Below are 24,648 nucleotides of genomic sequence, written 5' to 3'. Positions count from 1 at the left end.
GGTGCTCCTTAGAAAGGAGGTGATCCAGCCGCACCTTCCGGTACGGCTACCTTGTTACGACTTCGTCCCAATCGCCAGCCCCACCTTCGACGGCTCCCTCCACAAGGGTTGGGCCACCGGCTTCGGGTGTTGCCGACTTTCGTGACGTGACGGGCGGTGTGTACAAGGCCCGGGAACGTATTCACCGCAGCGTTGCTGATCTGCGATTACTAGCGACTCCGACTTCACGGGGTCGAGTTGCAGACCCCGATCCGAACTGAGACCGGCTTTTTGGGATTCGCTCCACCTCACGGTATCGCAGCCCATTGTACCGGCCATTGTAGCATGCGTGAAGCCCTGGACATAAGGGGCATGATGACTTGACGTCATCCCCACCTTCCTCCGAGTTGACCCCGGCAGTCTTCGATGAGTCCCCGCCATAACGCGCTGGCAACATCGAACGAGGGTTGCGCTCGTTGCGGGACTTAACCCAACATCTCACGACACGAGCTGACGACAGCCATGCACCACCTGTGAACGGCCCCGAAGGACCCGACATCTCTGCCGGATTTCCGCCCATGTCAAACCCAGGTAAGGTTCTTCGCGTTGCATCGAATTAATCCGCATGCTCCGCCGCTTGTGCGGGCCCCCGTCAATTCCTTTGAGTTTTAGCCTTGCGGCCGTACTCCCCAGGCGGGGCGCTTAATGCGTTAGCTGCGGCACAGAGAACCGGAGAGGCCCCCCACACCTAGCGCCCAACGTTTACAGCGTGGACTACCAGGGTATCTAATCCTGTTCGCTCCCCACGCTTTCGCTCCTCAGCGTCAGTATCGGCCCAGAGACCCGCCTTCGCCACCGGTGTTCCTCCTGATATCTGCGCATTTCACCGCTACACCAGGAATTCCAGTCTCCCCTACCGAACTCTAGCCTGCCCGTATCGGCTGCAAGCCCGCGGTTGAGCCGCGGGTTTTCACAGTCGACGCGACAAGCCGCCTACGAGCTCTTTACGCCCAATAAATCCGGACAACGCTCGCACCCTACGTCTTACCGCGGCTGCTGGCACGTAGTTGGCCGGTGCTTCTTCTGCAGGTACCGTCACTCTCGCTTCGTCCCTGCTGAAAGAGGTTTACAACCCGAAGGCCGTCATCCCTCACGCGGCGTCGCTGCATCAGGCTTCCGCCCATTGTGCAATATTCCCCACTGCTGCCTCCCGTAGGAGTCTGGGCCGTGTCTCAGTCCCAGTGTGGCCGGTCGCCCTCTCAGGCCGGCTACCCGTCGTCGCCTTGGTAGGCCATTACCCCACCAACAAGCTGATAGGCCGCGAGTCCATCCCAGGCCGAAAAACTTTCCACCCCCCACCATGCGGCAGGAAGTCATATCCGGTATTAGCCCCCGTTTCCGAGGGTTATCCCAAAGCCTAGGGCAGGTTACTCACGTGTTACTCACCCGTTCGCCGCTCGAGTACCCCGAAGGGCCTTTCCGCTCGACTTGCATGTGTTAAGCACGCCGCCAGCGTTCGTCCTGAGCCAGGATCAAACTCTCCAACAAAAAACTGTGGAAAAAATGTCCCGGCAACAAAAAAGTTGCCAAAGGAATCCAACCAAACCAACCCACCCCCGAAGGAATAGGCAAGCCGGCCGGGGTTAAATCATAATTGGCACTGGCTTATCAAGCACCCTGTTGAGTTCTCAAAGAACAAACACACACCGAACCGCCAACCCCAATCAAGGGGCCCACAACCCGGGGCTTTTCACTCCCACTTCAACACCCGGCGTTCCCGCCCGGCGCTTTTACTACGCTACCCGGTCGTTTCCGCCGGATCAAATCGACGTTCCGATCTGACTTGTTGCCACCCGGCCAACCTCGACCGGGCCCGCTCTGCGCACACAGCAACCTACACCCTGCGCGTTCGAGAGGATTTAGCGGGCCGTCCTGCTCCCACCGGTGTTTCCCGGCGGTTCCTGTCCGGTGCCCCGCTGACTTGGAAAAAGTTACCGGATGACTGGTTCAGTGCCAAATCGATCATGGCCACTGGGTGACGATCAGGGTCCTCCGAATCACGGCAACTGTCGGATTCGCCGTAATTGACGGAAGTGCCCCGGACAACCGCGCTCGAGCGGAGACACTCTCAGCCGACGGTTCGTAGCCGCCCCGTCTCCTTGCCTTCGCCATCGAGCAGCACCAGGACCTCGCCGTCGAGGCCGGCACGCCTCGCCGTCCAGAGCCACTGGCCGATCGACACACCATCGGGACAGAACATCGCCGTGACCATCCGGCCAGTAGTGAGCAGCGTTCCTCCGTCCGCGACGATCCACCGACCGCTCTCCTCGTTGCAGCCGTCGGACCCGCGCCACTCGCCGTCCGCCGTGAACTCCGCGTACGCCCTCTTGTGCCCGTCGGCGGGCGCCCACCGACCGGCCATCCGGCGCGGGTCGGCTGGTGTCAGCGTCGCGGGTAGCGCGGCGGCCGGCGCGAACGCCCGCCGGGCTTCGTCGGTGACCACCGGCGGATCCAACACGGAGGCCAGCATGTCCGGCCCGGCGGTCGGCGTCGCGCCGGGGACCAACCGGGCAACCGGCTGGTCCAGCTCGTCCAGGAGTACGGGCAGCCCCCGGTAGTCGAACCTGTACGCGGTCACCCGCCGCAGCCATTCCGGAGTCTCCTGACTGGCCCTCTCGCAGCCCGGCACACCCTCGACGGCGGCAGCGGGGGCGACGTAGACGTCCGCGAGGAAAACCCCGTCGGTGTCGGCCTGCCAGGACCCGCCCAGGGTGTCGCAGGCACTGCCGACCAGGTGCAACTCGTTGTGGGCGAGGCGCAGAATCCTGCCCCCGCCGGGGTCGTCGAGGTCGATGATGGTCCAGGAACCGATGAGTCCCTCGGGCGTCAGGGGGCGCGAGACCGCGACGGTGCCCGGAGAGCGCCCCGGATGAGTTTGCCCATCGCAACCGGCGAGCAGCACGCCGCATGCGATCAGCAGCGTGAGGTAACCCGGACGAATCATCTCGACCCCCGTCCACCGTCGGCCCCCGATGTGGTCGCCCGGTACCGGTCCCGGGGCTGGTGGACGGCACACGACAGCGGACGGCGCCCGCCTGCTACTCCTAACGGTCGGACCCCCGCCAGCGACGCGTCCGCCGCCCTGGCTGTCAGGGCATCCGCCCGTGCCTGGCGCGTCGGCCATCAGTCGGCGAGTGGTGCGAGGTCGTCGGCGCAGGTCGGGTCGCGCAGGGTCAGTAGCCGAAGGATGTCAGCCGAGCGGCGCCGGGCGCCGGCTCGGCCTGACGGCATCCGCCATCAGCCGCGCCCTGGGGTTACGCCGCCGTGTCGTCGATGCGGATGACGGCGGTGACAGTGGTGCCGGTGGCAGCCGAGGTGAGGTACAGCCGGTCGCAGAGTTGACGCACGATCCAGAGGCCGCGACCTCCGTCGGAGGTCAACGGCACCGGCCGGGTTCCGGCGACGTCGGGATCCGCGATACCCGGACCCCGGTCGGTCACTTCGCAGTACAGGTCGTCGTCCTCGTTCCACAGCCGCAGCCGCCCGGTGCTGCCACCGTGCCGAACCGCGTTGGTGGCCAGCTCGGTCGCGACGATGACCAGACCCTCCACCCGATCCGCCGGCAGGCCGAGGTCACTGGCGTGAGCGGCCACCGCGGCCCGTAGCGCGTAGAGGTCGTCGACCGAAAAGGTCTGGTCGAGCGCGACTGTCTCCGGCACCCGCACCGGCGCATCGGTGACCCGGGAGTCGGCTCTCTCCGAGTTGTCACGCCGGGTCATGAGCCTGCTCTACCCGAAGCTGAAGCGCGTCACGCGCGCCGATCAACCCGAACATCGTCGCCACCTGCCCCTCGCAGGTGACGATCATGCGCCGCTCGCGGGGCAGCGTGAGCGCCGCCTGGGCGATCGCGGTCGCCGCGGTCACGTCGATGAACCGCAGCTTGGTCAGGTTGACGTGGATGTCGTCATCGAGGCGCAGCGCCTCGGCGAGGGCCTGCCGGAGCGGATCGAGGCGGCTGTAGTCCAGCTCGCCGGCGATCCGGATACCGGGCGGGCGGTGCTGCCGGCAGATCCGCAGTAGCGCGTCGTCGTGGTACGCCGCCGCGGCGACAACCTTGGAGTGCGCGTCGGCGGCAAACGCGAGGGTGATCGGATCGAAGGTTTCCCGGTCGTACTGACAGATCGCGGTCAATCGGCCGTCGGCGAACAGTCCGGCCGCGGCCGACTCGAAGGCGAGGAGTTCCTCCACTGCGGCGACCGGCCGGGTGGCCCAGCACATGTCCATGGTCACCCGCAGGTCGGCGTAACCCTCGCGGCCGGCGCGCCCCAGCTCCCGGGCGAGGATGCCGACCATTTTCGCCCCGGTCAGCGGTAGGTCCACCAACCAGGACTGATCACTGCCGACCATGACCAGCTGACCCCGCTCGAACGGGTCGAGCGCCGGTACTCCGCGCAGGGCGAGCTCGCCGAGCATCCGGGTGGGCTGGATCGAGTCGGTGAAACAGACCACCTTGCTGCCGCGCTCCAGTCCCTCGGCGACGAACGCGGCGACGATGTCCACCCGCTCGTCCGGGTCGGAGAACGTCAGGCAGGCGTGGTCGCCCGCGTCCAGCACGTCCACCGGGACCGCATCAGCCATCCGAAACTCCCGATAGTCAACCAACGACGCGGACCAACCGTAGTGCACCCCGCTCGATCTCCAATGCCCGCACCCGGGGCATGACCTCGGGTGCGCAAACGACCGGGACCAGCCATGGACCCGCGACGCGAATCGGAGAGGAGCCTTTTGCTCTCCATCGGCCGCTTGTTGCCGAGTGCCCTATTCGCAGAGTCGAATAGCAGGTCTCTGTCATCGGATTCCCCGACAAGCGCGACAAGCAGCATGGAAACGGATGTTCGGCTGTTCTCGGCGACGAAGTCGGCCCGTTGTCGACCGGACAGCCTTGCGCTACCGGGGCCGGCTACCGCCCGGTCGGGCGGCGGCCGAACCGCCGCCGTACCAGGATCAAGATCAGCAAGCCGCTGAGTACGGCGACCGGGATGCCCGCGAACAGCGGCCAACGGGTACGGGAGCGCCGGTCGTCGTTGGGCTTGGCCTGCCCGGCTCCGGCGGCCGGGGCCGGACTCCTCCCCCGGGAGTCGAGCTGCCCCCGGGAGACGAGCTGGCCCACCTTCGCGCTCGCGGGCAGACCGAATCCCCAGTCGAGCAGTGCGGCGCCCTGCTGCCAGCCGGCGAGCGGAGGGGTCTCGGCGCCGAGCAGGGTAACCAGGAGCGTACGGCCGTTGCGCTCGGCGGCACCGACGAAGCTGTGCCGGGCCAGGTCCGTGTAACCGGTCTTGCCGCCCAGCGCACCGGGATACCGGTGCAGGAGTTGGTTGTCGTTCCAGATCGGGTAACCCTTGGTGTTGTACGCCTTCTGAGCGGGCACCTGCGCCAGTTGCGTCGCCGCGTACCGCCGGAAGTCGCTCCGGGCGAAGCAGGCCCTGGCGATCAGCGCCAGGTCGTACGCGCTGGTGTACTGACCGGGACCGTCCAGGCCCGACGGTGTGGCGGCATGCGTCTGGTAGGCGCCCAACTGCCGAGCCTCGGCGTTCATCGCCGCGACTCCGCCGGGCACTCCACCGGCTCCCCCACCGAGCCGGGCCAGTACGTTCGCCGCGTCGTTACCCGAATTGAGCAACAGCCCCAGCCACAGCGTCTCCACCGAGTACCGGCCGCCGTCGACCAGGCCGACCGCCGAGCTGCCCGGTTCGAAGTCGAGGTCCGACTCGGTCACCTCGATCATCCGGGCCGGATCCAGGCGTGGCATGACCGCCGCGGCCAGCAGCAGCTTCTGCACACTCGCCGGTATGCCGTACTCGTGCGGCCCGCAGCCACCGAGGACCGCGCCGCTGGTCAGGTCCGCCACCAGCCACGACGTCGCGGTCACCTTCGGCGGAGTGGCCACGCCGGGCGGGGTCACCAGCCCGGCGGTCGCCAACTCGGGCCCGCCGACCGCCGCGCGTGCCGGATCGAGCGGCGGCGCCGCGGGCCGGCTCGGTCGGGCGACCGGAGGGTTCGGCGCGGGGCACGGTCGCCGCGGCTCACCCGCCCCCGCCGCCGCCGTCGGCTGCGGCGCCGGCGCGACCTGTGCCTCCGCCGCAGCCCCCCGGGCTGCCGCCGCCGCGGGCGCACCGGCGGTCATCAGCAACGGCGGCACCAGTACGGCGCTGGCAACCTTGAGTACCAGCAACCCTCGGGCCATACTCCGGAGACTAACCGTGGGCCCGCGTACGGACGGCGGTTTGCCGACGAACGCGGGAACCCCTCCTCGTCGGTCTGGCCGCGCGAGGGCGTAACACCTCAAGACCGGTCGAAATTCGCTATCGGGCGTCCGGGGCGCAAACGAGGCACCAGACCGCCGCGCGACAGGACACCGGTCCGCTCGGGTTCCTGTCGGACGGGCACGGTAGAACTTCCCGCGTCACAGATCACCTGTCCGCAGGAATGACCGCTGATGTCCCGGGCGGAGCTCTGCGGACCGACCGGTGGGAGGTCGAACGTCTTGGACGCCGATGCCGTCGCCCCAGGGGTGGGCGCGGCCGACTGGGAGCGGCGCAGCGTCGTACGGGTACTGCCCGTCGCGCGGCCCCGCAAGCTCGCGAAGGTGCCTTTCGTCGAGCTGGCGGACGGGGCGCTGCAGGGGGTGGTGTCGAGCGGTTCCGACATCGCCCGGGTGTACGTGTCGGCGATAGCCGCCGGCAGCCACGAGGCCTCCTGCAGTACCAACAACAACCGGCCCTGCGGCGGCGGGGGCGTACGGTGCAACCACATCCGGGCACTCGTCGACGAGGCCGTGGTGCAGTACGGAATCGCGCAGGTGGCCCGTTACCTCCGGGTCGAACTCGAGGAGGACGACTCGTCCGGCGGCGACCTGTTGCGCCGGCTGAGCGGGGGCGCAGGCCCGACTGTGGCGGCCCGGGTGTTCAGCCGCTTCCTGGCGCATCTGTCCTATCTGGAGGTGCCGGCCACCGCCGAACCGCTGCCCGAGCTGCACTGGTTCCCGTCGGGGGTGGGTAGCTGATGCGGGGCGTACAGCTCGCCGGGCTGACCGGTGACGTCCCGGCCGAGGTGGACGCGGCGTTCGCGGTGGTGACCGGGTTCGACGACGCCCTGTTGCAGGGGCTGGGCCGGCTGGACGCGACGCGTACCTCGGCGCTGGTTGACCTGGCGGGCGCGGTCGCGGCCACACCACTCGGCCCCCGGGTCGCCGAGGCGGTCGAGAAGATCACGGCCGGTTCGATCGGCGACGGCTCCCTGGCGTTGCTGGCCGGTGCCCGGTCCGCCGTGACGGGCGCGGTGCACGACGCGCTCCTGTCCCGGTTCGACGAGGCACAGGGACGCGAACGGCGGTCGTGGTCGGCACCGGCGGGTGGCTCGCCGCAGACCTCCGCGACCGGTACGGAGGGCACCGCACCGGCGCGGTCGGCCGACGGCCCGCTCGCCGGCGCCCGTTCCTGGCTGACCGAGACCGCCATCACCGGTTGGCGGGGTGTCGACGGCGACTCGCTCGCGGCGGGTGGGCAGCTCGTACCGGGGTTGCTCGCCATCGGCTCGTGCCGGCGTCTCGCGGTGCTGCTCGACGGCCTGGTGGCCGAGCTGCGTGCGGTGTCGCCGATCGCCACGGCCGACCGGGTGCCGGTACGCCGATGGGGTGACCTGTGGAGTCGCGCGATGCTGCTGGCCCGCCCCGACAACGGCACCACCGGTACGTCGGCCCCGGGTGAGCGGGTATCCGGGCGGTTGCTGATCCTCGGTGTCGACGTGCACGAGCACCCCACCGCGATGCAGGCACAGGTGCACGCCATCCTCGAACCGAGCGGCGGGGCGCCGAGCCGGCTGGTACGTACCGCCGTCGCGGCGGCGAAGGTCGACACGATCGTCGGGCCGACCCTGTGGCAGCTGCTGCGCGACCACCCGGTGCTGCTCGGAGCGCTCGCGTCCGGCGTCGGCATCGAGGTCACCGACCTCGTCCTGCGCCCCGGCGGCGACCTCGTCTGGCAGGAGAGCGGCAGCCGGCCGGACACGCCGGCCGACCCGTTCGCGGTGGCCCGGGTGAAGCTCGGCGGCGTGCTCGCCGACGCCTCGCCGCCGCTGGACCGGCACCCGGCCGCCATCGCCGAACCGGTGCTGCTGGAGGACTACACCACCAGCGGCGATCCCGACGGCACGGTCACCTTCCACGTCGACGGCACCGCCGTCGGTGTGACGGTCGACCGGCTGCCGACCTGCGGCCCGCTCACCCCCGAGCTGGTGGCCGCCTCGTCCGCCTGCATCGGGCTGCTGCGGTGGGACGCCGGCCGGTGGCTGGTACAGCCGCTCGCGATCCGGGTCACGACAAAACGCAAGTCCACGGTGGTGCAGACCGGTGACTGGGCGATGGGTGCGGACGGACCACGGGCGGCCAAGACGGCGAAGGCCGGCGACGCGGTGTCGGTGCTGCGCGAGCGGGCGGGACGGTTGTTGCGGCGATGAGCGAAGACGAGACCAACGCGGCCGAACACCGCCGGCAGGTGCTCTACTGGCGTCTGCTGGCCCGGCTGTTCGACCCGCAGGAGCAGCCGGCGCTGGAGGCGGCGAGCGTCGCCGTCGTCCACGACCTCGGCCTGCCGACCGCCCTGCTGGACCCGAACGTTTCGGTGGACAACGTGGTGCAGCGCCATCCGGAGCTGGCGGCCGAGCTGACGGGGGTGATGGCGCCCCCGGAGACGGGCGGGTCGGACGACCCGGTCGGCCCGGACGAGGTACGCCGTGCCGCCCTCGCCTCGAAGCTGCTGCTCAACGTCTTCGGTACGGGCACCGGCAGCGTGAGCGCGGGGCAGCTCGGCCGGTGGCAGTCCGACGCGGACTGGCTGGAACGGGGGCTCGGACAGGAGCCGGGGGAACTGCGTGGCCGGCCCGGCGGCGCGGGACTCTCGGGTGTGCTCGCCGGGCTGGAGGGCGACCTGGTCCGCCGGATGCGGCTGCGCGAGGTGCTGGCGGATCCGGCGCTGGCCAGCAAGCTGACGCCCAGCATGTCGCTGATCGAGCAGTTGCTGCGGGACAAGCACAACCTCTCCGGCGTGGCGCTGGCGAACGCGAAGGCGCTGATCCGCCGGTACGTCGACGAGGTCGCCGAGGTGCTGCGTACGCAGGTCGAGCAGACGAGCGTGGGCACCGTGGACCGCTCGGTGCCGCCGAAGCGGGTGTTCCGCAACCTCGACCTGGACCGCACGATCTGGAAGAACCTGCCGAACTGGAACCCGGAGGACGGGCGGCTCTACGTCGACCGGCTCTTCTACCGCCACACCGCGAGACGTACCACCCCGGCTCGGATGATCGTGGTGGTGGACCAGTCGGGGTCGATGGTCGACTCGATGGTGAACTGCACGATCCTCGCCTCGATCTTCGCCGGGCTGCCCCGGGTGGAGGTGGAGCTGATCGCCTTCGACACCCGGGCGATCGACCTGACCCCGTGGGTGCACGATCCGTTCGAGGTGCTGCTGCGTACCAAGCTCGGGGGCGGGAACGACGGTCCGGTGGCGCTGGCGATGGCCCGCCCCAAGATCGTCGACCCGCGCAACACCGTACTGGTGTGGATCTCGGACTTCTACGAGTTCAGCCAGTCCCAGCCGCTCTTCGACGGGCTGGAGGCGGTGCACCGCAGCGGCGTGAAGCTGATCCCGGTCGGCTCGGTCAACAGCAGCGGGCACGCCGAGGTGAACCCCTGGTTCCGCCAGCGCTTCAAGGACCTCGGTACGCCGGTGATCTCCGGCCACATCCGCAAGCTCGTCTTCGAACTCAAGAACTTCCTCACCTAGGAGACCGTAGGAATGACCACCCCTGAGATGCTGCGCGCCCCCGCAGAGGTCAAGTTCGCCGAGGAACTCGCCTGGCTGGAGTCGGTCGACGACGGCCCCAAGCCGTACTCGTGGCGGCTCAGCCCGCGCATGGTGCGGCTGTTCGTCCTCGGCTCGGAACGCGCCGACGGCCTCGACCGCGAGATCCCGCAGAAGTGGTTCGGTGACCGGAGCCTGGTCGAGCGGAGCATCGTCACGCTCGCCTCCGACCGTGGCCTGCTGCTGATCGGCGATCCGGGCACCGGCAAGAGCTGGCTCGCCGAGCTGCTCGCGGCCGCGATCTGCCGCAACTCGACCCTGGTGGTGCAGGGCACCGCCGGCACCACCGAGGACCACATCAAGTACTCGTGGAACGTCTCGATGGTGATCGCCCACGGGCAGTCCCGCGCCTCGATGATCCCCTCCCCGATCATGACCGCGATGGAGCAGGGCGTGATCGGCCGGTTCGAGGAGCTGACCCGCTCCACCAGCGAGGTACAGGACGCGCTGATCTCGATCCTGTCCGAGAAGTACGTCTCCATCCCGGAGCTGGACGACGACAACATCGTCTTCGCCCGACCAGGCTTCTCGATCATCGCGACCGCCAACAGCCGGGACCGGGGTGTCAACGACCTCTCCTCGGCGCTCAAGCGGCGGTTCAACTTCGTCCGTATCCCGGTCGTCACGAACAAGCGCAGCGAGGCCGAGATCGTCCGGTTCCGCACCACCGAACTGCTCCGGCGGCACCAGATCGAGCTGGACGTACCGCCGACGCTGCTCGACATCCTGCTCCAGTCCTTCGCCGACCTGCGTACCGCGGCGGCGGCCGCGACCAGCGACGACGAGAAGCTCGAGTCGGCGCTGTCCACCGCGGAGCAGATCGGTGTGCTGGAGGACGCGATCCTGCACAGCAACTTCTTCGGCGACCGGACGCTGCGGGCCGAGACCCTCGCCAGTTCCCTGGTCGGGTCGCTGGCCCGGCGCAGCCCGGAGGATCTCGCCATCCTGAACAAGTACCTGCACGGGGTGGTTGAGCCGCGCAGCAAGGAGGCCGGCGGCGAGTGGCCCGCCTTCCTGGAGGGCGGCCGGCAGACCATCGTGACGCTGTCATGACGACCGTCTTCGGGTCGCTGCGGGAGCAGCTCCAGGACGCGGCCGTGGCGTTCGCCGACGGTCCCGACGCCCTCGCCGAGATCCTCGCCGGCCTGGTCGACGACGTCGACCGGGCCCTCGGGGAGGAGCTGGAGATCTTCCCGGTCTGCCACCACTCCCCGTCCTCGGCGCTGGCGATAGTGCGCAGACTGCGCGAGAAGCAGCCGAAGGTGATCTACCTGGAGCTGTGCGAGGACCTCCAACCACTCCTCACCGAGCTGCGCAACTGCCAACTGCCGGTGGCTCTGCAGGCGTTCGCGAGCGAGTTGGACGGGCACCCGCAGAAGTGGGGGCCGCTCAGCGTGGTCGCGCCGGTCACCGAGGCGTCGGCCGAATACCAGGCGATCGCGTACGCGTTGGAGACGCCCGACGTCGAGCTGGTGCTGGTCGACCGCTCCACCGACCACGTGTTCCAGTGGCAGCCGCGCGACGAGGACCGGCCCGGTGACGCGGACGGGGCCGACGAGCCGGAACCGCCCGGCGAGGGGCCACCGACGCACGGCGAGGAGGTCGACCTGCACGGTGACGCGGTCGGCATCGAGATCGGCGACCTGCGCCCCGGCTTCCGTGAGTTGGAGGAGCACCTGCTGCACCACGGCCGGGTACGGCACTGGTCCGAGTGGTGGGACCAGTACGTCGAGCAGCCGCTGGTGAACGCCGACTACGACACGTACCGGCAGGTCATGGTGTTGATCGGCAGCCTGTTCCGGCGGCTGCGTCCGGGCGAGGGAGCCCGGCTGGACCGGGACGAGGACCGCGAGCGTTACATGTGGACCCGGATGCGCGAGCACCTCGCCTCGTCGGGTGTGGACCCGTCCGACTGCCTGTACGTCTGCGGTGCCTTCCACGCCGCCAGCCGGGTCGAGCAGTTCGGCTCCGGATCCACCGTGCCGTTCGAGATCACGCCCCGGACCGGCACCACCTGGCTGTACGGCCTGGTCCCCTCCAGCCACTCCGCGATCGAGGCCCAGTTCGGGCTCGCCTCCGGCAGCGTGTCCATCGCCGCCACCACCTTCTCCCGGGCGGTGGCGGGCGGTGGGGTGAAGACGTTCCGGCTGGCCGGGCAGCGGGACGGCGGGAAGCGGGCGACGCGTACCCGGAAGGCGGTCACCCGGGCGGCTGCCGTGCCGGCCCTGCCGGCGGTCGCGGACCGGCTGTCGGAGTTCCTGTCGAGCCCGCCGGTGGTCGGCGGGCTCGACGAGGACGAACTGCTGGGCTGGTGTGTCGACATCGTGCGGCTGGCCCGGCGCAACGGCTACCTGGCGAGCACCGCGGACGCGATCGCGATCTTCGAGACCTCGATCCTGCTCGCCGGGATGCGCAACCGGGCCCGGCCCACCCCGTACGACTTCGCCGACGCCGCCGTGACCTGCATCGAGAAGGACGTGGTGCCGGGCCGGCGGGACGTACGCCGGCTCTGCGAGATCCTGATGGGCGGGGACCGGATCGGCCGGGTCGGGTACGACGCGCTGCCACCGCTGGCCCGCAACGTGTACGACCGGCTGGCTCCGCTCGGCCTCGAACTGGACCGCCGTACGGTGCAGCGGGCCCTGCTCGACATCGCCGCGCGGCCGGAGCTGCGGGCCGCCTCGGACCTGCTCTGGGTGCTGCGCGCGCTGCTGCCGCAGCAGACCGTCCGGCCGGTGATGGGCGAGCGGCGGCTCGGCGGCACGTCGATCCAGGAGAGCTGGGACCTGGCGATCGGCCGCGACCAGCGTGCGCTGATCGAGCTCGGCTACGAGGGGGTGACCGTCGAGCAGGTGCTGGAGCAGCGGCTGCGCCGGACGGTCTGGGCGCCGCAGGCCACGGCCGCGGTGGCGCTGCGGGCGGTCGAGGACTCGCTGCTGTACCTGCGCAATCCGCGGTTCACCGACGAACTCGGCGCCCGCGCGGTCGGGTTGCTCGGTGCGGAACGTACGGTCGACGACGCGCCCGAGGTGCTGACCCGGATCCGCCGGCTGCTGACGTACTACCGCTCCACCCCGGAGGGGTTGCCCGCGTGGTGCGAGAACTTCGGCTCCACCGGGTACGCGCACTACTGCACCCTGCTGCCGACCGCGTTCGTGGAGGAGGAGACCGGGGTACGTCAGGTCGCGGCGATGCTCGGCTTCCTGTTCAGCATCGAGAGCCTGGCCCTGGCCCTCGGCTGCGACCGGGCCCAGTTGGAGATCGCGGTCGCCCAGTCGCATCCGTCGGCCCCGGCCAAGGTCGCGCTGCTCTGGGCGGCCCGCTTCCACCTCGGCTCGCTCTCCCCGGCCGATCTGCGCGAACGGTCCACGGAACTGTTGGAGAATCCGCTGGTCGTACCGGCGTTCCCGCAGTACCTGATCGGCTTCGCCCAGGCGCTCGAACCCGTACCGGCGCTGGCGCCGTTCGTGGTCGAGGTCCTCTCCAAGGCGTTCGGACGGCTACCCGACCGGGTGCTGCTGCCGTGGCTGCCGACCCTCATCACCACGCTGCGCGAGGAGGCCGGCGAGCAGGTGCCGCGGCTGGTCCGCGAGGCCGGCCGGACCTTCCCGGCCGGTCTGGCGGCGTTGGACGCCTGGACACCACCGTGGTCCGGTGCGGCGTCGGACGGGGCGCCACCGGTCGTGGTCGGCACCCCGGGTACGGGTTCCGCCGCCCGCTCGGGGGCCGGCGACACCGGCCCCGTGGCCGATTTGCTGGCCGGCCATCCGGAGTCCTGCGACGCCGTGGCCGGGTTGCTCGGCTGCGACGCCGGGTGGCAGGCGCTTCCCGCCGCTACCGCCGCACCGGGCGCGGCGGAGCTGTGGGAGCTGCTCACGCGCCATCCGGAGCCGGCCGAGGCCCTGGCCGCGCGCCTCTGACCGTACCGACCGCCCTCCGGTCACGGGCACCGGAGGGCGCGGGGCGCCCCGAGCCGACCTTCGCCAGCGGCGGGAAAGCTCCCGTCCGCCTTTCATCCACAGTGGACGACCGTCACCCATCGGCGTCGGTCGTCCTCTAGGATCGGCACTCCCACCGGGGCGAGAGATTCCGAAAGAAGGATTCATGGCGGAACAGGACCGGCCGGCTTCTGTCGATATCGAGCCTTCCACCCCGAGCATCGCGCGGGCCTACGACGTTGTTCTCGGCGGTAGGGACAATTTCGCCGTCGACCGCGACATCGTCGGCGAAATGCTCAAGATCGTGCCGCAGTTGCCCGAGGTGGCGGCCTACAACCGGCAGGCCCTCAGCCGGGGTGTCCGTTACCTGGTCGAGGAGGCCGGCATCCGGCAGTTCATGGACCTGGGCTCGGGGCTACCGACGAGGGAGAACACCCACCAGGTGGCGCAGCGGTCGGCGCCCGATGCCCGGGTCGTCTACGTCGACAACGATCCGATCGTCCTGTCCCACGGCCGGTCCCTGCTCGTCGAGAACGACAACACCACCGTGATCACGGCCGACCTGCGGGACCCCGCGGCCGTACTCGCCCATCCCGAGGTGCACCGCCTCATCGACTTCTCCGAACCGGTCGGCGTTCTGCTCGTCGGTATCCTCCACCACCTGCACGACAGTGAGGACCCGAGCGGGGTCGCCAAGGCGTACATGGATGCCGCCCCTTCCGGCAGTCACCTGTTCATGACCAGTTTCTGCGCGTCCTTTCCCGAGGCCGCCGCACTGGAGCAGACCTACCTCAGCGTCCTGGGCACCGGCCGATTCCGTACGTTGGACGAACTCCGGGGATTCTTCGGGGACCTCGAGATGATCGAACCCGGCCTGGTGTCCCTGCCGGAGTGGCGACCGGAGACTCCCGTCGACCACGAGCTGTCCGTCGCCGAACGCCTCATGGCCGGAGGCATGGCCCGCAAGCCCTGAATCCCGAACAGGGATCGGCGCAGCAGCGGGCGATGCCCGGTCGGGGACTCAGCGGAGGGAGTCCCCTATCTCCACCCGTTGGTTGCTCTCCTCGGAAAGGAACAACGCCAGCTCCCGCCCCTGCTCGGCCACGGCGTCCCGGTCGTTCCGGGAAAGGTCGCGCAGCGGGGTGACGGTCACGGTGTCGGCCTTGACGTCCCAGGTCGCGGCGACCCGACCGTCGACCAGGACTACCCGGGCGCCGGCGACCGACAGGCCCCGGTCGGCGTCGTCGACGATCCGGCCGCGGTCGTGGTAACCGAGGAGCGCGTTGTCGAACGCCGGCAGGAAACGCACCGGGGCCGGGGTGTCCGGGTCGGGGCGGGGCGCGTCGGGGAGGTCCAACAGTTCCCGTCCCCGCTCGTCGCGGAAGGTGACCAGCTCCCCGCGTATCGCGGCCACCGCGGCCGGCAGTCCGGCAAGGCCGCACCAGGCACGCAGGTCGGCCGTGGCGGCGGGGCCGAACGCGGCCAGGTAGCGCCGTACCAGCGCCTCACCGACCGGGTCGGAGCCCGCCGGTGCCGGCGGGTCGATCTCGCGGCCCAACCAGGAGGAGAGCGGGACGTTGCGTACACCCGCCCTCGTACGCCACAGCCCACGCGGCGGGAGCTGCACCATCGGGACCAGGGCGGCGATCAGCATCTCGCCCAGCGCCCGCGGCCCCGGCTCCGGCCAACGCCCGGCCAGCGCCCGCGCGAGTTCGGTCATCGAGCGGGGCTCGTTGTCGGCCGTCAGCGCCCGGCCCGCCGCCGCCAGCTCGTCGAGGTCCACCCCGGCGAGTTCGCGACGGTACGTCCCGAGCACCCGTTGGCGCAGCATGAGGTCGTGCCGGGCCCGCCAGGCGAGGACGTCGTCGGCGGTGACGAGGTGCACGGTCCGGCGCATGAGATGGGTACGCACCACGCCCCGCCGGGTCAGCAGGTCCGAGAGCACCGCCGGGTCGAACGCGCGCAGCCGGGACCAGAGCCCGACGAACGGTTCCTGCGGTTCCTGCGCCTGTAGGCCGCACAGGTGCGCGACGGCGTCGAGAACCGGCAGGTCGGCGCGGTCGAGGAGCAACTGTCGGGCGAGCGTGGCGCGGTTGAGGGCCCGGCTGTCGAGAACGGTCATCGGCTGGTGTCGAGCGTCTCGCGCAGGATGTCGGCGTGACCGGTGTGCTGGGCGGTTTCGGCGATGACGTGCATCAGCACCCGACGCACGCTGCGTACCGCTCCCGGCTCGTGCCACGGCGTCTCCGGCAGCGGTTGCGTCGCGGACAGGTCGGGTACGGCGGCGATGATCTCCTCGGTGCGGGCGGCGACCCGCTCGTAACGCGTGAGGATCCCCGCCAGCGTCTCGCCGGGCAGCATCCGGAAACCGTTCTGGTAGTCGATCGCCCACTGCGGGATCTCACGTGCGGTACCGGCGGCGAATTCGGCCCAGGTGACACCCTCGGGCAGGTCTTGGCGCATCGCGGACGAGCCCTCGACCACGAAGCGCAGCCACCCTTCTTCCATGGAAGCGACGTGCTTGACCAGCCCGCCCAGGCAGAGCGCGCTGACCGTGGGGCGCTCCCCGGCCTGCTCGTCGGAGAGCCCCTGCACGTTGCGGGTCAGGGCGGATCGCGCGGTCGCGAGCGCGGCGAGCAGGTCGCTGCGCTCGTCGTCGAGGGTCGGGCGGGGCGTGGTCACGGTGGTCATGGAGTACGAGCCCTTCGGGTTGTTGTCGCTGGGTGGCACGCGACAACGTTCGCAGGTGAAGCGGACAGGGAGTGGCCGCTTCTCCGGGCAGGATGGGAACCATGCCGAAGACCTCAGCGCGCCTGCTGGCGTTGCTCTCGCTGCTCCAGGCCCGCCGGGACTGGCCGGGGGCGGCGCTGGCCGAGCGGCTGGACGTGAGTCCGCGCACCGTACGCCGCGACGTCGACCGGCTGCGCGAACTCGGCTATCCCATCGTGGCCGTCAAGGGGCCCGACGGTGGATACCGGCTCGACGCCGGCACGAAGCTGCCCCCGTTGCTCTTCGACGACGAGCAGGCCGTCGCCCTGGCCATCGCCCTCCAGGTCGCGGTCACCACCGGCGCCGGTATCGACGAGGCCGCGGCACGCGCACTGAACACCGTCCGGCAGGTGATGCCCGCACGGCTGCGCCACCGGATCGACACCCTCCGGGTCACCGCCGTCGAGGCGCCGACGATCCGACCGGGCACGCAGGTCGACAGCGGCGTACTCATGGCGCTCAGTGCCGCCGTCCACGCCCGCGAGGTGCTGCGCTTCGACTACACCCCCGTACCCCCGCCGGGGGTGGACAGCGGCGGCGGGGCGACCCCGCCGCGCCGGGTGCAGCCCCACCACCTCGTCACCTGGGGCGGGCGCTGGTATCTCGTCGCCTGGGACCTCGACCGTGCGGGCTGGCGCACCTTCCGCGCCGACCGGATCGCACCGCGCACGCCGACCGGTCCCCGCTTCACCCCGCGCGACCTGCCCGGCGGTGACGTGGCCGCCTTCGTGGTCAACAGGTTCCGGGGCTCCGACGGCTCGATCGAATGGCCCTGCCGTGGGGAGGTGATCCTCGACCTACCCGCCGCCAAGGTGTCCCGCTACACCCGTGACGCGATCGTCGAGGAACTCACCCCGAACCGCTGCCGGCTCGTCCTGGGGTCGTGGTCGTGGCCAGGTCTGGCCGCCACCATCGGCAGGTTCGACGCCGACATCGAGGTCGTGGGCCCGGCCGAACTCAGGGACGCCTTCGCGCACCTGGCCCGCCGCTATGCGAGCGCCGCCACCGACACCCACAGCCACCTGCGGCGATAGCGTTCCGCATCCCGCCGCGCACCGACCGGAACAGGTGGGGTCCGGCAGCCGGTCGGTCCCGGTGGCGTGCTGTTACCCGACCCTGGATTGCCCCCGGCCGGCGGGGTGGGCGCCGGATGAGCCTGATCATCCGGGCTGGCCAAAACCCGGAAGCCTAGTTAGCCTAACCTAACTTTCGAGCCGAACCCTCGACGGCTCGGTCCCATCCAGAGAGAACGGAACCTCACCATGCGAGCATGGCGACCGATCCTGGCCATGACGGCGCTGAGCGCCGTGCTCGCCGGGCTTGCCGGCTGTGGCAACGACTCCGACACCGACACCGGCGGTACCACCGCCGCCTCCGGCCCCTGGTCGTTCACCGACGGGTCCGGCCAGGTCGTCAAGGCGGACAAGACCCCGAGCCGGATCATCGCGCACGCCGGTGAGGCCGCGGCGCTCATGTCCTTCGGCATCAAGCCCGTCGGCGTCTACTCCGACGAGGCGGTCAAGACCGACCCCAACCTGAAGAACCTCGACCTAACCGGGATCGAGATCCTCGGCGAGGAGTGGGGCAAGATCGACGTGGAGAAGGCCGCCGCGCTGCGCCCCGACCTCATCGTCGGCGACTGGTGGCCGGCCGAGAAGGCACACAGCGGCATGGAGGAAGGGGTCGACGAGAAGAGCAAGAAGCTCGCCGAACTGGCCCCCGTCGTCGGTGTCGCGCAGGGCAAGTCGATCGTCGCGCTGGCCGAGGGGTACGAGGACCTCGCCGGGAGCCTCGGCGCCGATGTGGACAGCCCGCAGATCGCGGCGAACAAGAAGCGCTTCGAGGAGGCGGTCGCCAGGTTCAAGGAGGCGACCGCGGGCAAGCCCGACCTGACCGTCGCGGCGATGTCCCCCGCCGACGACAAGGTGTACGTGGCCAACCCCGAGTACGCACCCGAGCTGCTGGACCTGCAGAGCTGGGGCCTGAAGGTGATCAACCCGGCCAGCCCGGACCCCGGCTTCCCGTACTGGGAGAACCTGAGCTGGGAGAACGCGGACAAGTACCAGCCGGACCTGATCCTGTGGGACGGGCGCTCCTTCACCCCCACCGTCAACGCCGAGTGGGGTCAGAAGCAGCCGACCTGGTTCAAGATCAAGGCAGCGAAGGCGGGAGCCGCCGTGTCGTGGCCGGCGTTCTGGCTGCACACGTACGGCGACTTCGCCAACGAGTTGGACAAGCTGACCGAGGCGGTCAAGGCCGCGGATCCGAATGTCGGCAACTAGCCGGTACGCGACGAGGAGCACCCCGGCGCGAAGCGTACGGCGGGCCTCCGCCCTCGGGCCGGGGCTCGCCGTACTCTGCGCGGTTCTCGCCCTCGTCGGGTTCCTGAGCGTGACGATGGGCTCGCGTTCCATCGGCCTGTCCGAGGTGCTGCACGCCCTGGGCAGCCTGGACGGCGACGGGTCGATCAGCAGCACGGTCACGCTGGAGATGCGGGTCCCCCGTACCCTGCTCGGCATCCTGGTCGGCGCCGCGCTCGGCGTCGCCGGGGCGATCCTGCAGGGTGTCACCCGCAACCCCCTCGCGGACGCGGGAATCCTCGGCATCAACTCCGGCGCCGCCGCGTTCGTGGTCTTCGCCATCACCGTGCTCGGCGTACGCGGCGTCAACGTCTACGTCTGGTTCGCCTTCGCCGGAGCGATCGCCGCCCTCGCCCTGGTGTACGCGATCGCGTCGCTGGGCCGGGAGGGCGCCACCCCGGTCAAGTTGGCCCTCGCGGGTGCGGCCGTCACCGCCGGCCTCGCCTCGGTGACCACCGGAATCGTGATGACGAACGTGGACGCGCTCAACGAGCTGCGGTTCTGGCAGGTGGGCTCGCTCGCCGGCCGGTACACCCCGATCCTGACCGGGGTCGCCCCGTTCCTGCTCCTCGGCCTGGCCGCGTCGCTGGGGTTCGGACGCATCCTGAACGGTCTCGCCCTCGGCGAGGACGTGGCCCGGGGCCTCGGCCAGAACGTCACCCGTACCCGCGCCGCCGCCTTCGCCGTGGTCGCCGTACTCGCCGGGGCGGCCACCGCCGCGTGCGGGCCGATCGTCTTCGTCGGGCTGGTCGTGCCACACGTCGCACGATTCATCTGCGGTCCCGACTACCGGTGGATCCTGCCGTACTCGATGCTGCTGGCGCCGATCGTGCTGCTCCTCGCCGACGTGCTCGGCCGGGTGGTGGCCGCCCCCGACGAGCTACAGGTCGGTGTGGTCCTCGGGGTGGTCGGCGCGCCCGCGTTCGTCGCGATCGTGCGCTACGCCCGGCTGTCGGAGGTGTGACCGGATGACGGCGACAACAAACCCGACCGGTGCGGCCACCGCCGCACCCGGCGTCTCGGCCGCGCTGCGCCACAACCGTCGGCGTCGAGCCGGCCGGTCCGTCGTGGTGACCGGCGCCCTGACCGTCACCGTGGCCGCCCTGTTCGTGCTCACGATGATGGTGGGGAGCTTCCGGATCGGTGCCGGCGAGGTCATCGCCTCGGTGCTGCACCTGTCCGACAACCCCAGCGTCGACTTCGTCGTACGCGGCCTGCGGCTGCCGACCGCCTCCTCCGCCCTGGCCGTCGGGCTGGCGCTGGGCGCCTCCGGGACCATCTTCCAGCAGGTGCTGCGCAACCCCCTCGCCTCACCGGACTTCGTCGGCATCACCTCCGGAGCCGGGCTCACCGCGGTCACCGGGATCGTGATCTTCCAGGTCAGCGGGCTGCTCGTCAGCGGGCTCGCCCTCGGCGGGGCCATCGTCGCGGCCCTGCTGATGTACGTACTGGCCTGGCGCGACGGTGTCACCGGATACCGCTTCATCCTGATCGGCATCGGTGTGGCGGTCTTCTTCGACGGGCTCGTCGGCTACGTGCTCAGCCGGGCCCAGCTCTTCGAGGCCCGCCAGGCGATGCACTGGCTGACCGGCTCCGTCGGGCAGGCCAGCACCACGGAACTGCGCCTGCTCTTCGGCGCCCTGGTCGTCCTGCTGCCCCTCGCGCTGATGCTCCAGCGACCGTTGCAGGCACTCGAACTCGGCGACGACGCCGCCCGTACGCTGGGCACCCGGACCGAACTCAGCCGCGCCGCCCTGCTCGGCACCGCGGTCATCCTGGTCGCCTTCGCGGTGGCCGTGGCCGGGCCGATCGCCTTCGTCGCCCTCGTCGCCGGACCGATCGCCAACCGGCTGCTCGGTCCGGCCACCGGTGGCATCCCCGCCGCCGCCCTGGTCGGCGCCGCGCTGCTGCTCAGCGCCGACCTCGTCGCCGTGCACCTGCTGCCCACACCGCTGCCCACCGGCGTGGTGACCGGGGCGGTCGGTGCTCCCTACCTGCTGTGGCTGCTGGCCACCACCAACCGGCAAGGAGCGGGCGGATGACCCGACTGCGCGCCGAGGGCCTGACCCTCGGGTACGACGACCGGACCGTTGTCGACAAGCTCGACGTCACGGTGCTCGACGGCAGGATCACCGCGATCGTCGGCGCCAACGCCTGCGGCAAGTCCACCCTGCTGCGCGGGCTGGCCCGACTGCTGCCGCCGCGCGGCGGCTCCGTACTGCTCGACGGCAAAGCCCTCGCGGAGATGCGCACCGTCGACGTCGCCAAGGTGCTCGGGCTGCTCCCCCAGACCCCCGTCGCACCCGACGGGATCACCGTCGCCGACCTGGTGTCCCGTGGCCGGTACCCGCACCAGGGCTGGTTCCGGCGGTGGACCGAGCACGACCACGACGCGGTCGCCCGGGCGCTCGACGCCACCGGCACCGCGGACCTGATCGACCGCCCGATCCGGCAGCTCTCCGGCGGCCAGCGGCAACGCGTCTGGGTCGCCATGGCCCTGGCCCAGGACACCGACCTGCTGCTGCTGGACGAACCAACCACCTACCTGGACATCAACCACCAGGTCGAACTGCTGCGGCTGCTGCGCAAGCTCAACGCCGAGTCCGGCAAGACGATCGTCATCGTCCTGCACGACCTCAACCTCGCCTGCCGGTTCAGCGATCACCTGATCGCGATGTCGGAGGGCACCATCGTCGCCGAGGGCGCCCCCGCCGACGTCGTCACCGCCGAACTGGTCGAGAAGGTCTTCGGTCTGCGCTGCCTCATCGTCCCGGACCCGATCGCCGGCACGCCGATGATCGTGCCCGCCTGAACCGGGCGCCCGCCGACAACGCCCACGGCTACCGGGACCGCACCGGTACGACGATCGGTCCGTGCTCGCCGGGAATGACGCGTACCCGGGCCCGGTAGTGGGCGGCGAGCAGGTCCTCGGTCAGCACCTCCCCCGGCGGGCCGGCCGCCGCCACCCGCCCCGCGTCGAGCAGCACCAGGCGGTCGGCGTACTCGCCGGCGACCGAGAGGTCGTGCATGGTGGCCAGTACGGTCAGGCCGACCTCGCCGCGCAGCCGGTCGACCAGTTCCAGGACGTCCTGCTGGTGGCCGATGTCCAGCGCACTCGTCGGCTCGTCCAGCAGCAGCAGCGGGGCGCCCTGGGTCAGGGCCCGGGCCAGGAAGACCCGCTGCCGCTCGCCACCGGAGAGGGTGACCAGCGGCCGGTCGGCGAACCCCACCAGGTCCAGCCGGTGCAGCACGTCGGTCACCGCGGCCAGGTCGGCCGCCGACTCGCGACCGAGCGGCGGGATGTAGGGGGTACGGCCGAGCAGCACGTAGTCGGAGACCGCGATCCCCGGTGGCACCACCGGGGACTGGGCCACGGTCGCCACGATCCGGGCCCGGTCGCGGCGGCGCAGCCGGGCGCTCGGCGTACCGAAGAGGGTGATCGACCCGGTTGCCGGCAGGAGGCCGCCGACGGCGCGCAACAGGGTCGACTTGCCCGCGCCGTTCGGACCGATCACGGTGACCCACTCGCCGGCTGCCACCGTCAGGTCCACCCCGTGCAGGATCCGCGCGCCGTCGAGGGTGACCCGCAGGTCCGCCACCTCGACCGCGGCCGGCTGCGGCTGGTCGACGCTCATCCGGTCACCCGCCGCGCGGAGCGCAGGACGAGGATGAAGAAGGGCGCGCCGAAGAACGCGGTGAGCACCCCGATGGGGATCTCCGCGGGCACCGCGACGGTACGGGCGGCCAGATCGGCGAGCACCAGGAACGCGCCCCCGAAGAGCATCGACAGCGGCAGGATGGTCCGGTAGCTGGCCCCGGCGAGCAGCCGTACGGTGTGCGGCACGATGATGCCGACGAAGCCGATCAGCCCGGAGACCGAGACGGCGGCGGCGGTGCCGAGCGAGGCGGCCGCGACCAGCAGGTAGCGGGACCGCTCGGGGTGCAGGCCCAGACTCGCCGCCTCCTCGTCGCCGACGGAGAGCACGTCGAGTTCCCGGCGCAGCAGGAGCACCACCACGGCGGTGACCACGACGTACGGCAGCATCAGGAGGACGTCGTGCCAGCCGGCGGTGGCGAGCCGGCCGAGCAGCCAGGAGTACACCTCGCGGATGCTGTCCGCGTGGCGTTGCAGCAGGTAGGTCTGGCCGGCGGAGAGGAACGCGGAGACCGCGACGCCGGCCAGGATCAGCGTCGCCGGGCTCCGATCCCGACCACCGGCCGCTCCGAGCAGGTAGGTCAGGGCGACCGCGCCGAGCGTGCCGACGAAGGCGGCCAGCGGGATGGTCAGCGGGAGTCCCGAGGTGGCGTCGCCGTCCGCGCCGCCGCCGGTCCCGCCGAGCCGGAGTGCGATCATCGCGGTCACCGCGAGTCCCGCCCCGGCGGCGGCGCCGAGCAGGTACGGATCGGCCAGCGGGTTGCGGAACACCCCCTGGTAGACGCCGCCGGAGAGGGCGAGGGTGCCGCCGACGAGCAGGCCGAGCACCACCCGTGGAAGTCGGAGCTCGACCAGGATGGCCACCTCGGTCTGGCTCAGCCCGCTGTGCAGGTGTACTCCCGGCACGAGGTTGAGCAGTTCGGCGGCGACACCGACCGGCGGCAGCCCGACCGGTCCCAGGGCCAGCCCGGTGACCGCCGCGACCAGGACGGCCACGATGCCGGCCACCAGCCCGCCGACCCGCAGTGCGGGCCGGCGGACCAGCGTGCCGGCGGGGGTGGAACGCGTCACGCGGGGACCTTGGCGACCGCGTCGACGATCGCCCGTACCAGGTCGACCACGCGTGGCCCCCACCGCGAGGCGATGTCGTCGTCGAGAGCCACGATCTGGTTGTTCCTGACCGCGGTGATCGCGGCCCACCCGCTGCGTGCCTTGACCGTCTCGGCGCTCTGCTGGCAGCACCTGGTGTCGGCCAGGAAGATCAGATCCGGGTCGGACTTGACCAGTACCTCGGGCGTCAGTTGGGGATAGCCGCCCTTGGCACCGTCGGCGTCGGCCGGGTCGGCGACGTTCTCGAGCCCGACCAGGGTGAACAGGGAACCGACGAAGGTCTTGCCGGTCACGGTGAAGTACGTGGGGTCGAGTTCGTAGTAGTAGCTCAGCTTCGTCGACCGCTGCGGTACGTCCGCGACCAGCTTGGTGATGTCGTCGCGCATCCGCTGGGTCAGGTCGGATGCCTCGTCCGGATGGCCGGTCAGCGCGCCGAGCTCGATGATCTGCCGGTAGCTGTCCTCCAGGGTGACCGCCGCCGGCGCCAGGTAGACCGGGACCTTGAGCCGCTCGAGCTGGTCGACGATCTTGTTGGTGTCGAGGGTGAGCACCACCAGGTCCGGTGCCTTGGCGGCGATGGACTCGGCGTTCGGGCTGACGCCGGACAGATCGCTCTTCGGCGCCTCCGGCGGGTAGTCGGAGTTTTCGTCCACCGCCGTGACCTGGTCACCCGCTCCGACCGCGAACAGCATCTCGGTGGTGGTCGGCGAGAGTGAGACGATCTTTTCGGGGCGCTGCGCGAGGGTGACGCCGCCCACGGTGATCGGGAACACCGCGGTGTTCGCGCTCGATCCGGCGTTCGGCGCCTCGCCGGTCTCGGCCGCACAGCCGGCGAGAGCCGTGGCTGCGGTGAGCGCCACGGCGAGGGTGGCTGCGGTACGTCTGATCATGGGTCCTCCTGTCGGTCGAGGATCCAGTGC

General features: G+C 70.6%; 20 protein-coding genes and 1 rRNA gene. 11 read left to right on the top strand and 10 right to left on the bottom strand.

Annotated elements, in window-relative coordinates:
* Nucleotides 1-12: 12 nt before the first annotated feature.
* The 5 genes from OIE47_RS28185 to OIE47_RS28165 form a co-directional block, all read right to left on the bottom strand.
* Nucleotides 13-1,527, bottom strand: a 16S ribosomal RNA gene (locus tag OIE47_RS28185).
* A gap of 580 nt (nt 1,528-2,107) precedes the next feature.
* Nucleotides 2,108-2,983, bottom strand: a complete 876-nt coding sequence (locus OIE47_RS28180; RefSeq protein WP_326557533.1) for an META domain-containing protein — start codon at nt 2,981-2,983, stop codon at nt 2,108-2,110.
* 310 nt (nt 2,984-3,293) lie between these two features.
* Nucleotides 3,294-3,758: an ATP-binding protein gene (locus OIE47_RS28175; protein ID WP_326557532.1), complete on the bottom strand. Its 465-nt coding sequence runs from the start codon at nt 3,756-3,758 to the stop codon at nt 3,294-3,296.
* Nucleotides 3,745-4,617, bottom strand: coding sequence for an MEDS domain-containing protein (locus OIE47_RS28170; protein ID WP_326557531.1), 873 nt, complete (start codon nt 4,615-4,617; stop codon nt 3,745-3,747). The genes OIE47_RS28175 and OIE47_RS28170 overlap by 14 nt, the downstream gene beginning before the upstream one ends.
* 322 nt (nt 4,618-4,939) lie before the next feature.
* Nucleotides 4,940-6,223 carry a D-alanyl-D-alanine carboxypeptidase family protein gene (locus OIE47_RS28165; RefSeq protein ID WP_326557530.1) on the bottom strand — a complete coding sequence of 428 codons (1,284 nt, stop codon included), beginning with the start codon at nt 6,221-6,223 and terminating at the stop codon, nt 4,940-4,942.
* Nucleotides 6,224-6,523: 300 nt separating this feature from the next.
* Here OIE47_RS28165 and OIE47_RS28160 point away from each other — a divergent pair, with 300 nt between their 5' ends.
* From OIE47_RS28160 to OIE47_RS28135, 6 genes are all read left to right on the top strand, one after another.
* On the top strand, nt 6,524-7,042 hold the full coding sequence (locus OIE47_RS28160) for a hypothetical protein (protein WP_326557529.1): 519 nt from the start codon (nt 6,524-6,526) through the stop codon (nt 7,040-7,042).
* A complete protein-coding gene (locus OIE47_RS28155; RefSeq protein WP_326557528.1) occupies nt 7,042-8,493 on the top strand; it encodes a hypothetical protein in 1,452 nt (483 codons plus the stop codon). Before OIE47_RS28160 ends, OIE47_RS28155 begins: the two co-directional genes overlap by 1 nt.
* Nucleotides 8,490-9,818 carry a VWA domain-containing protein gene (locus OIE47_RS28150; RefSeq protein ID WP_326557527.1) on the top strand — a complete coding sequence of 443 codons (1,329 nt, stop codon included), beginning with the start codon at nt 8,490-8,492 and terminating at the stop codon, nt 9,816-9,818. Before OIE47_RS28155 ends, OIE47_RS28150 begins: the two co-directional genes overlap by 4 nt.
* Nucleotides 9,819-9,830: 12 nt before the next feature.
* Complete coding sequence (locus OIE47_RS28145; protein WP_326557526.1) at nt 9,831-10,949, top strand: ATP-binding protein; 1,119 nt, start codon at nt 9,831-9,833, stop codon at nt 10,947-10,949.
* A complete protein-coding gene (locus OIE47_RS28140) occupies nt 10,946-13,816 on the top strand; it encodes a DUF5682 family protein (protein WP_326557525.1) in 2,871 nt (956 codons plus the stop codon). The genes OIE47_RS28145 and OIE47_RS28140 overlap by 4 nt, the downstream gene beginning before the upstream one ends.
* Nucleotides 13,817-14,000: 184 nt before the next feature.
* Nucleotides 14,001-14,807: an SAM-dependent methyltransferase gene (locus OIE47_RS28135; RefSeq protein ID WP_326557524.1), complete on the top strand. Its 807-nt coding sequence runs from the start codon at nt 14,001-14,003 to the stop codon at nt 14,805-14,807.
* Nucleotides 14,808-14,855: 48 nt separating this feature from the next.
* Here the strand turns inward: OIE47_RS28135 and OIE47_RS28130 are convergent, their stop codons facing one another.
* Complete coding sequence (locus OIE47_RS28130; protein ID WP_326557523.1) at nt 14,856-15,956, bottom strand: winged helix DNA-binding domain-containing protein; 1,101 nt, start codon at nt 15,954-15,956, stop codon at nt 14,856-14,858.
* Entirely contained in the window at nt 15,953-16,564 is a 612-nt protein-coding gene (locus OIE47_RS28125) for a DinB family protein (RefSeq protein WP_326557522.1), read from the bottom strand. Before OIE47_RS28125 ends, OIE47_RS28130 begins: the two co-directional genes overlap by 4 nt.
* 62 nt (nt 16,565-16,626) lie before the next feature.
* Here OIE47_RS28125 and OIE47_RS28120 point away from each other — a divergent pair, with 62 nt between their 5' ends.
* From OIE47_RS28120 to OIE47_RS28100, 5 genes are all read left to right on the top strand, one after another.
* Entirely contained in the window at nt 16,627-17,637 is a 1,011-nt protein-coding gene (locus tag OIE47_RS28120) for a helix-turn-helix transcriptional regulator (protein ID WP_326557521.1), read from the top strand.
* A 228-nt stretch (nt 17,638-17,865) separates the two neighbouring features.
* A complete protein-coding gene (locus OIE47_RS28115) occupies nt 17,866-18,885 on the top strand; it encodes an ABC transporter substrate-binding protein (protein ID WP_326557520.1) in 1,020 nt (339 codons plus the stop codon).
* Nucleotides 18,872-19,927 carry a FecCD family ABC transporter permease gene (locus tag OIE47_RS28110; RefSeq protein WP_326557519.1) on the top strand — a complete coding sequence of 352 codons (1,056 nt, stop codon included), beginning with the start codon at nt 18,872-18,874 and terminating at the stop codon, nt 19,925-19,927. The genes OIE47_RS28115 and OIE47_RS28110 overlap by 14 nt, the downstream gene beginning before the upstream one ends.
* Nucleotides 19,928-19,931: 4 nt before the next feature.
* Nucleotides 19,932-21,005, top strand: a complete 1,074-nt coding sequence (locus tag OIE47_RS28105) for a FecCD family ABC transporter permease (protein WP_326557518.1) — start codon at nt 19,932-19,934, stop codon at nt 21,003-21,005.
* Nucleotides 21,002-21,775, top strand: coding sequence for an ABC transporter ATP-binding protein (locus tag OIE47_RS28100; protein ID WP_326557517.1), 774 nt, complete (start codon nt 21,002-21,004; stop codon nt 21,773-21,775). The genes OIE47_RS28105 and OIE47_RS28100 overlap by 4 nt, the downstream gene beginning before the upstream one ends.
* A 28-nt stretch (nt 21,776-21,803) precedes the next feature.
* On the opposite strand, the gene OIE47_RS28095 is transcribed toward OIE47_RS28100, so the two are convergent.
* From OIE47_RS28095 to OIE47_RS28085, 3 genes are read right to left on the bottom strand one after another with little or no spacing between them, the layout of a single operon-like run.
* Nucleotides 21,804-22,598, bottom strand: a complete 795-nt coding sequence (locus OIE47_RS28095; RefSeq protein WP_326557516.1) for an ABC transporter ATP-binding protein — start codon at nt 22,596-22,598, stop codon at nt 21,804-21,806.
* Entirely contained in the window at nt 22,595-23,689 is a 1,095-nt protein-coding gene (locus OIE47_RS28090) for a FecCD family ABC transporter permease (protein WP_326557515.1), read from the bottom strand. The genes OIE47_RS28095 and OIE47_RS28090 overlap by 4 nt, the downstream gene beginning before the upstream one ends.
* Nucleotides 23,686-24,618, bottom strand: coding sequence for an ABC transporter substrate-binding protein (locus tag OIE47_RS28085; protein WP_326557514.1), 933 nt, complete (start codon nt 24,616-24,618; stop codon nt 23,686-23,688). Before OIE47_RS28085 ends, OIE47_RS28090 begins: the two co-directional genes overlap by 4 nt.
* Nucleotides 24,619-24,648: the final 30 nt, after the last annotated feature.

Origin of the sequence: Micromonospora sp. NBC_01796, assembly GCF_035917455.1 — a bacterium.
Lineage (GTDB): Bacteria > Actinomycetota > Actinomycetes > Mycobacteriales > Micromonosporaceae > Micromonospora_G.
The sequence above is the reverse complement of the archived record's forward strand: the minus strand, read 5'-3'. Positions and strand labels throughout refer to the sequence as shown.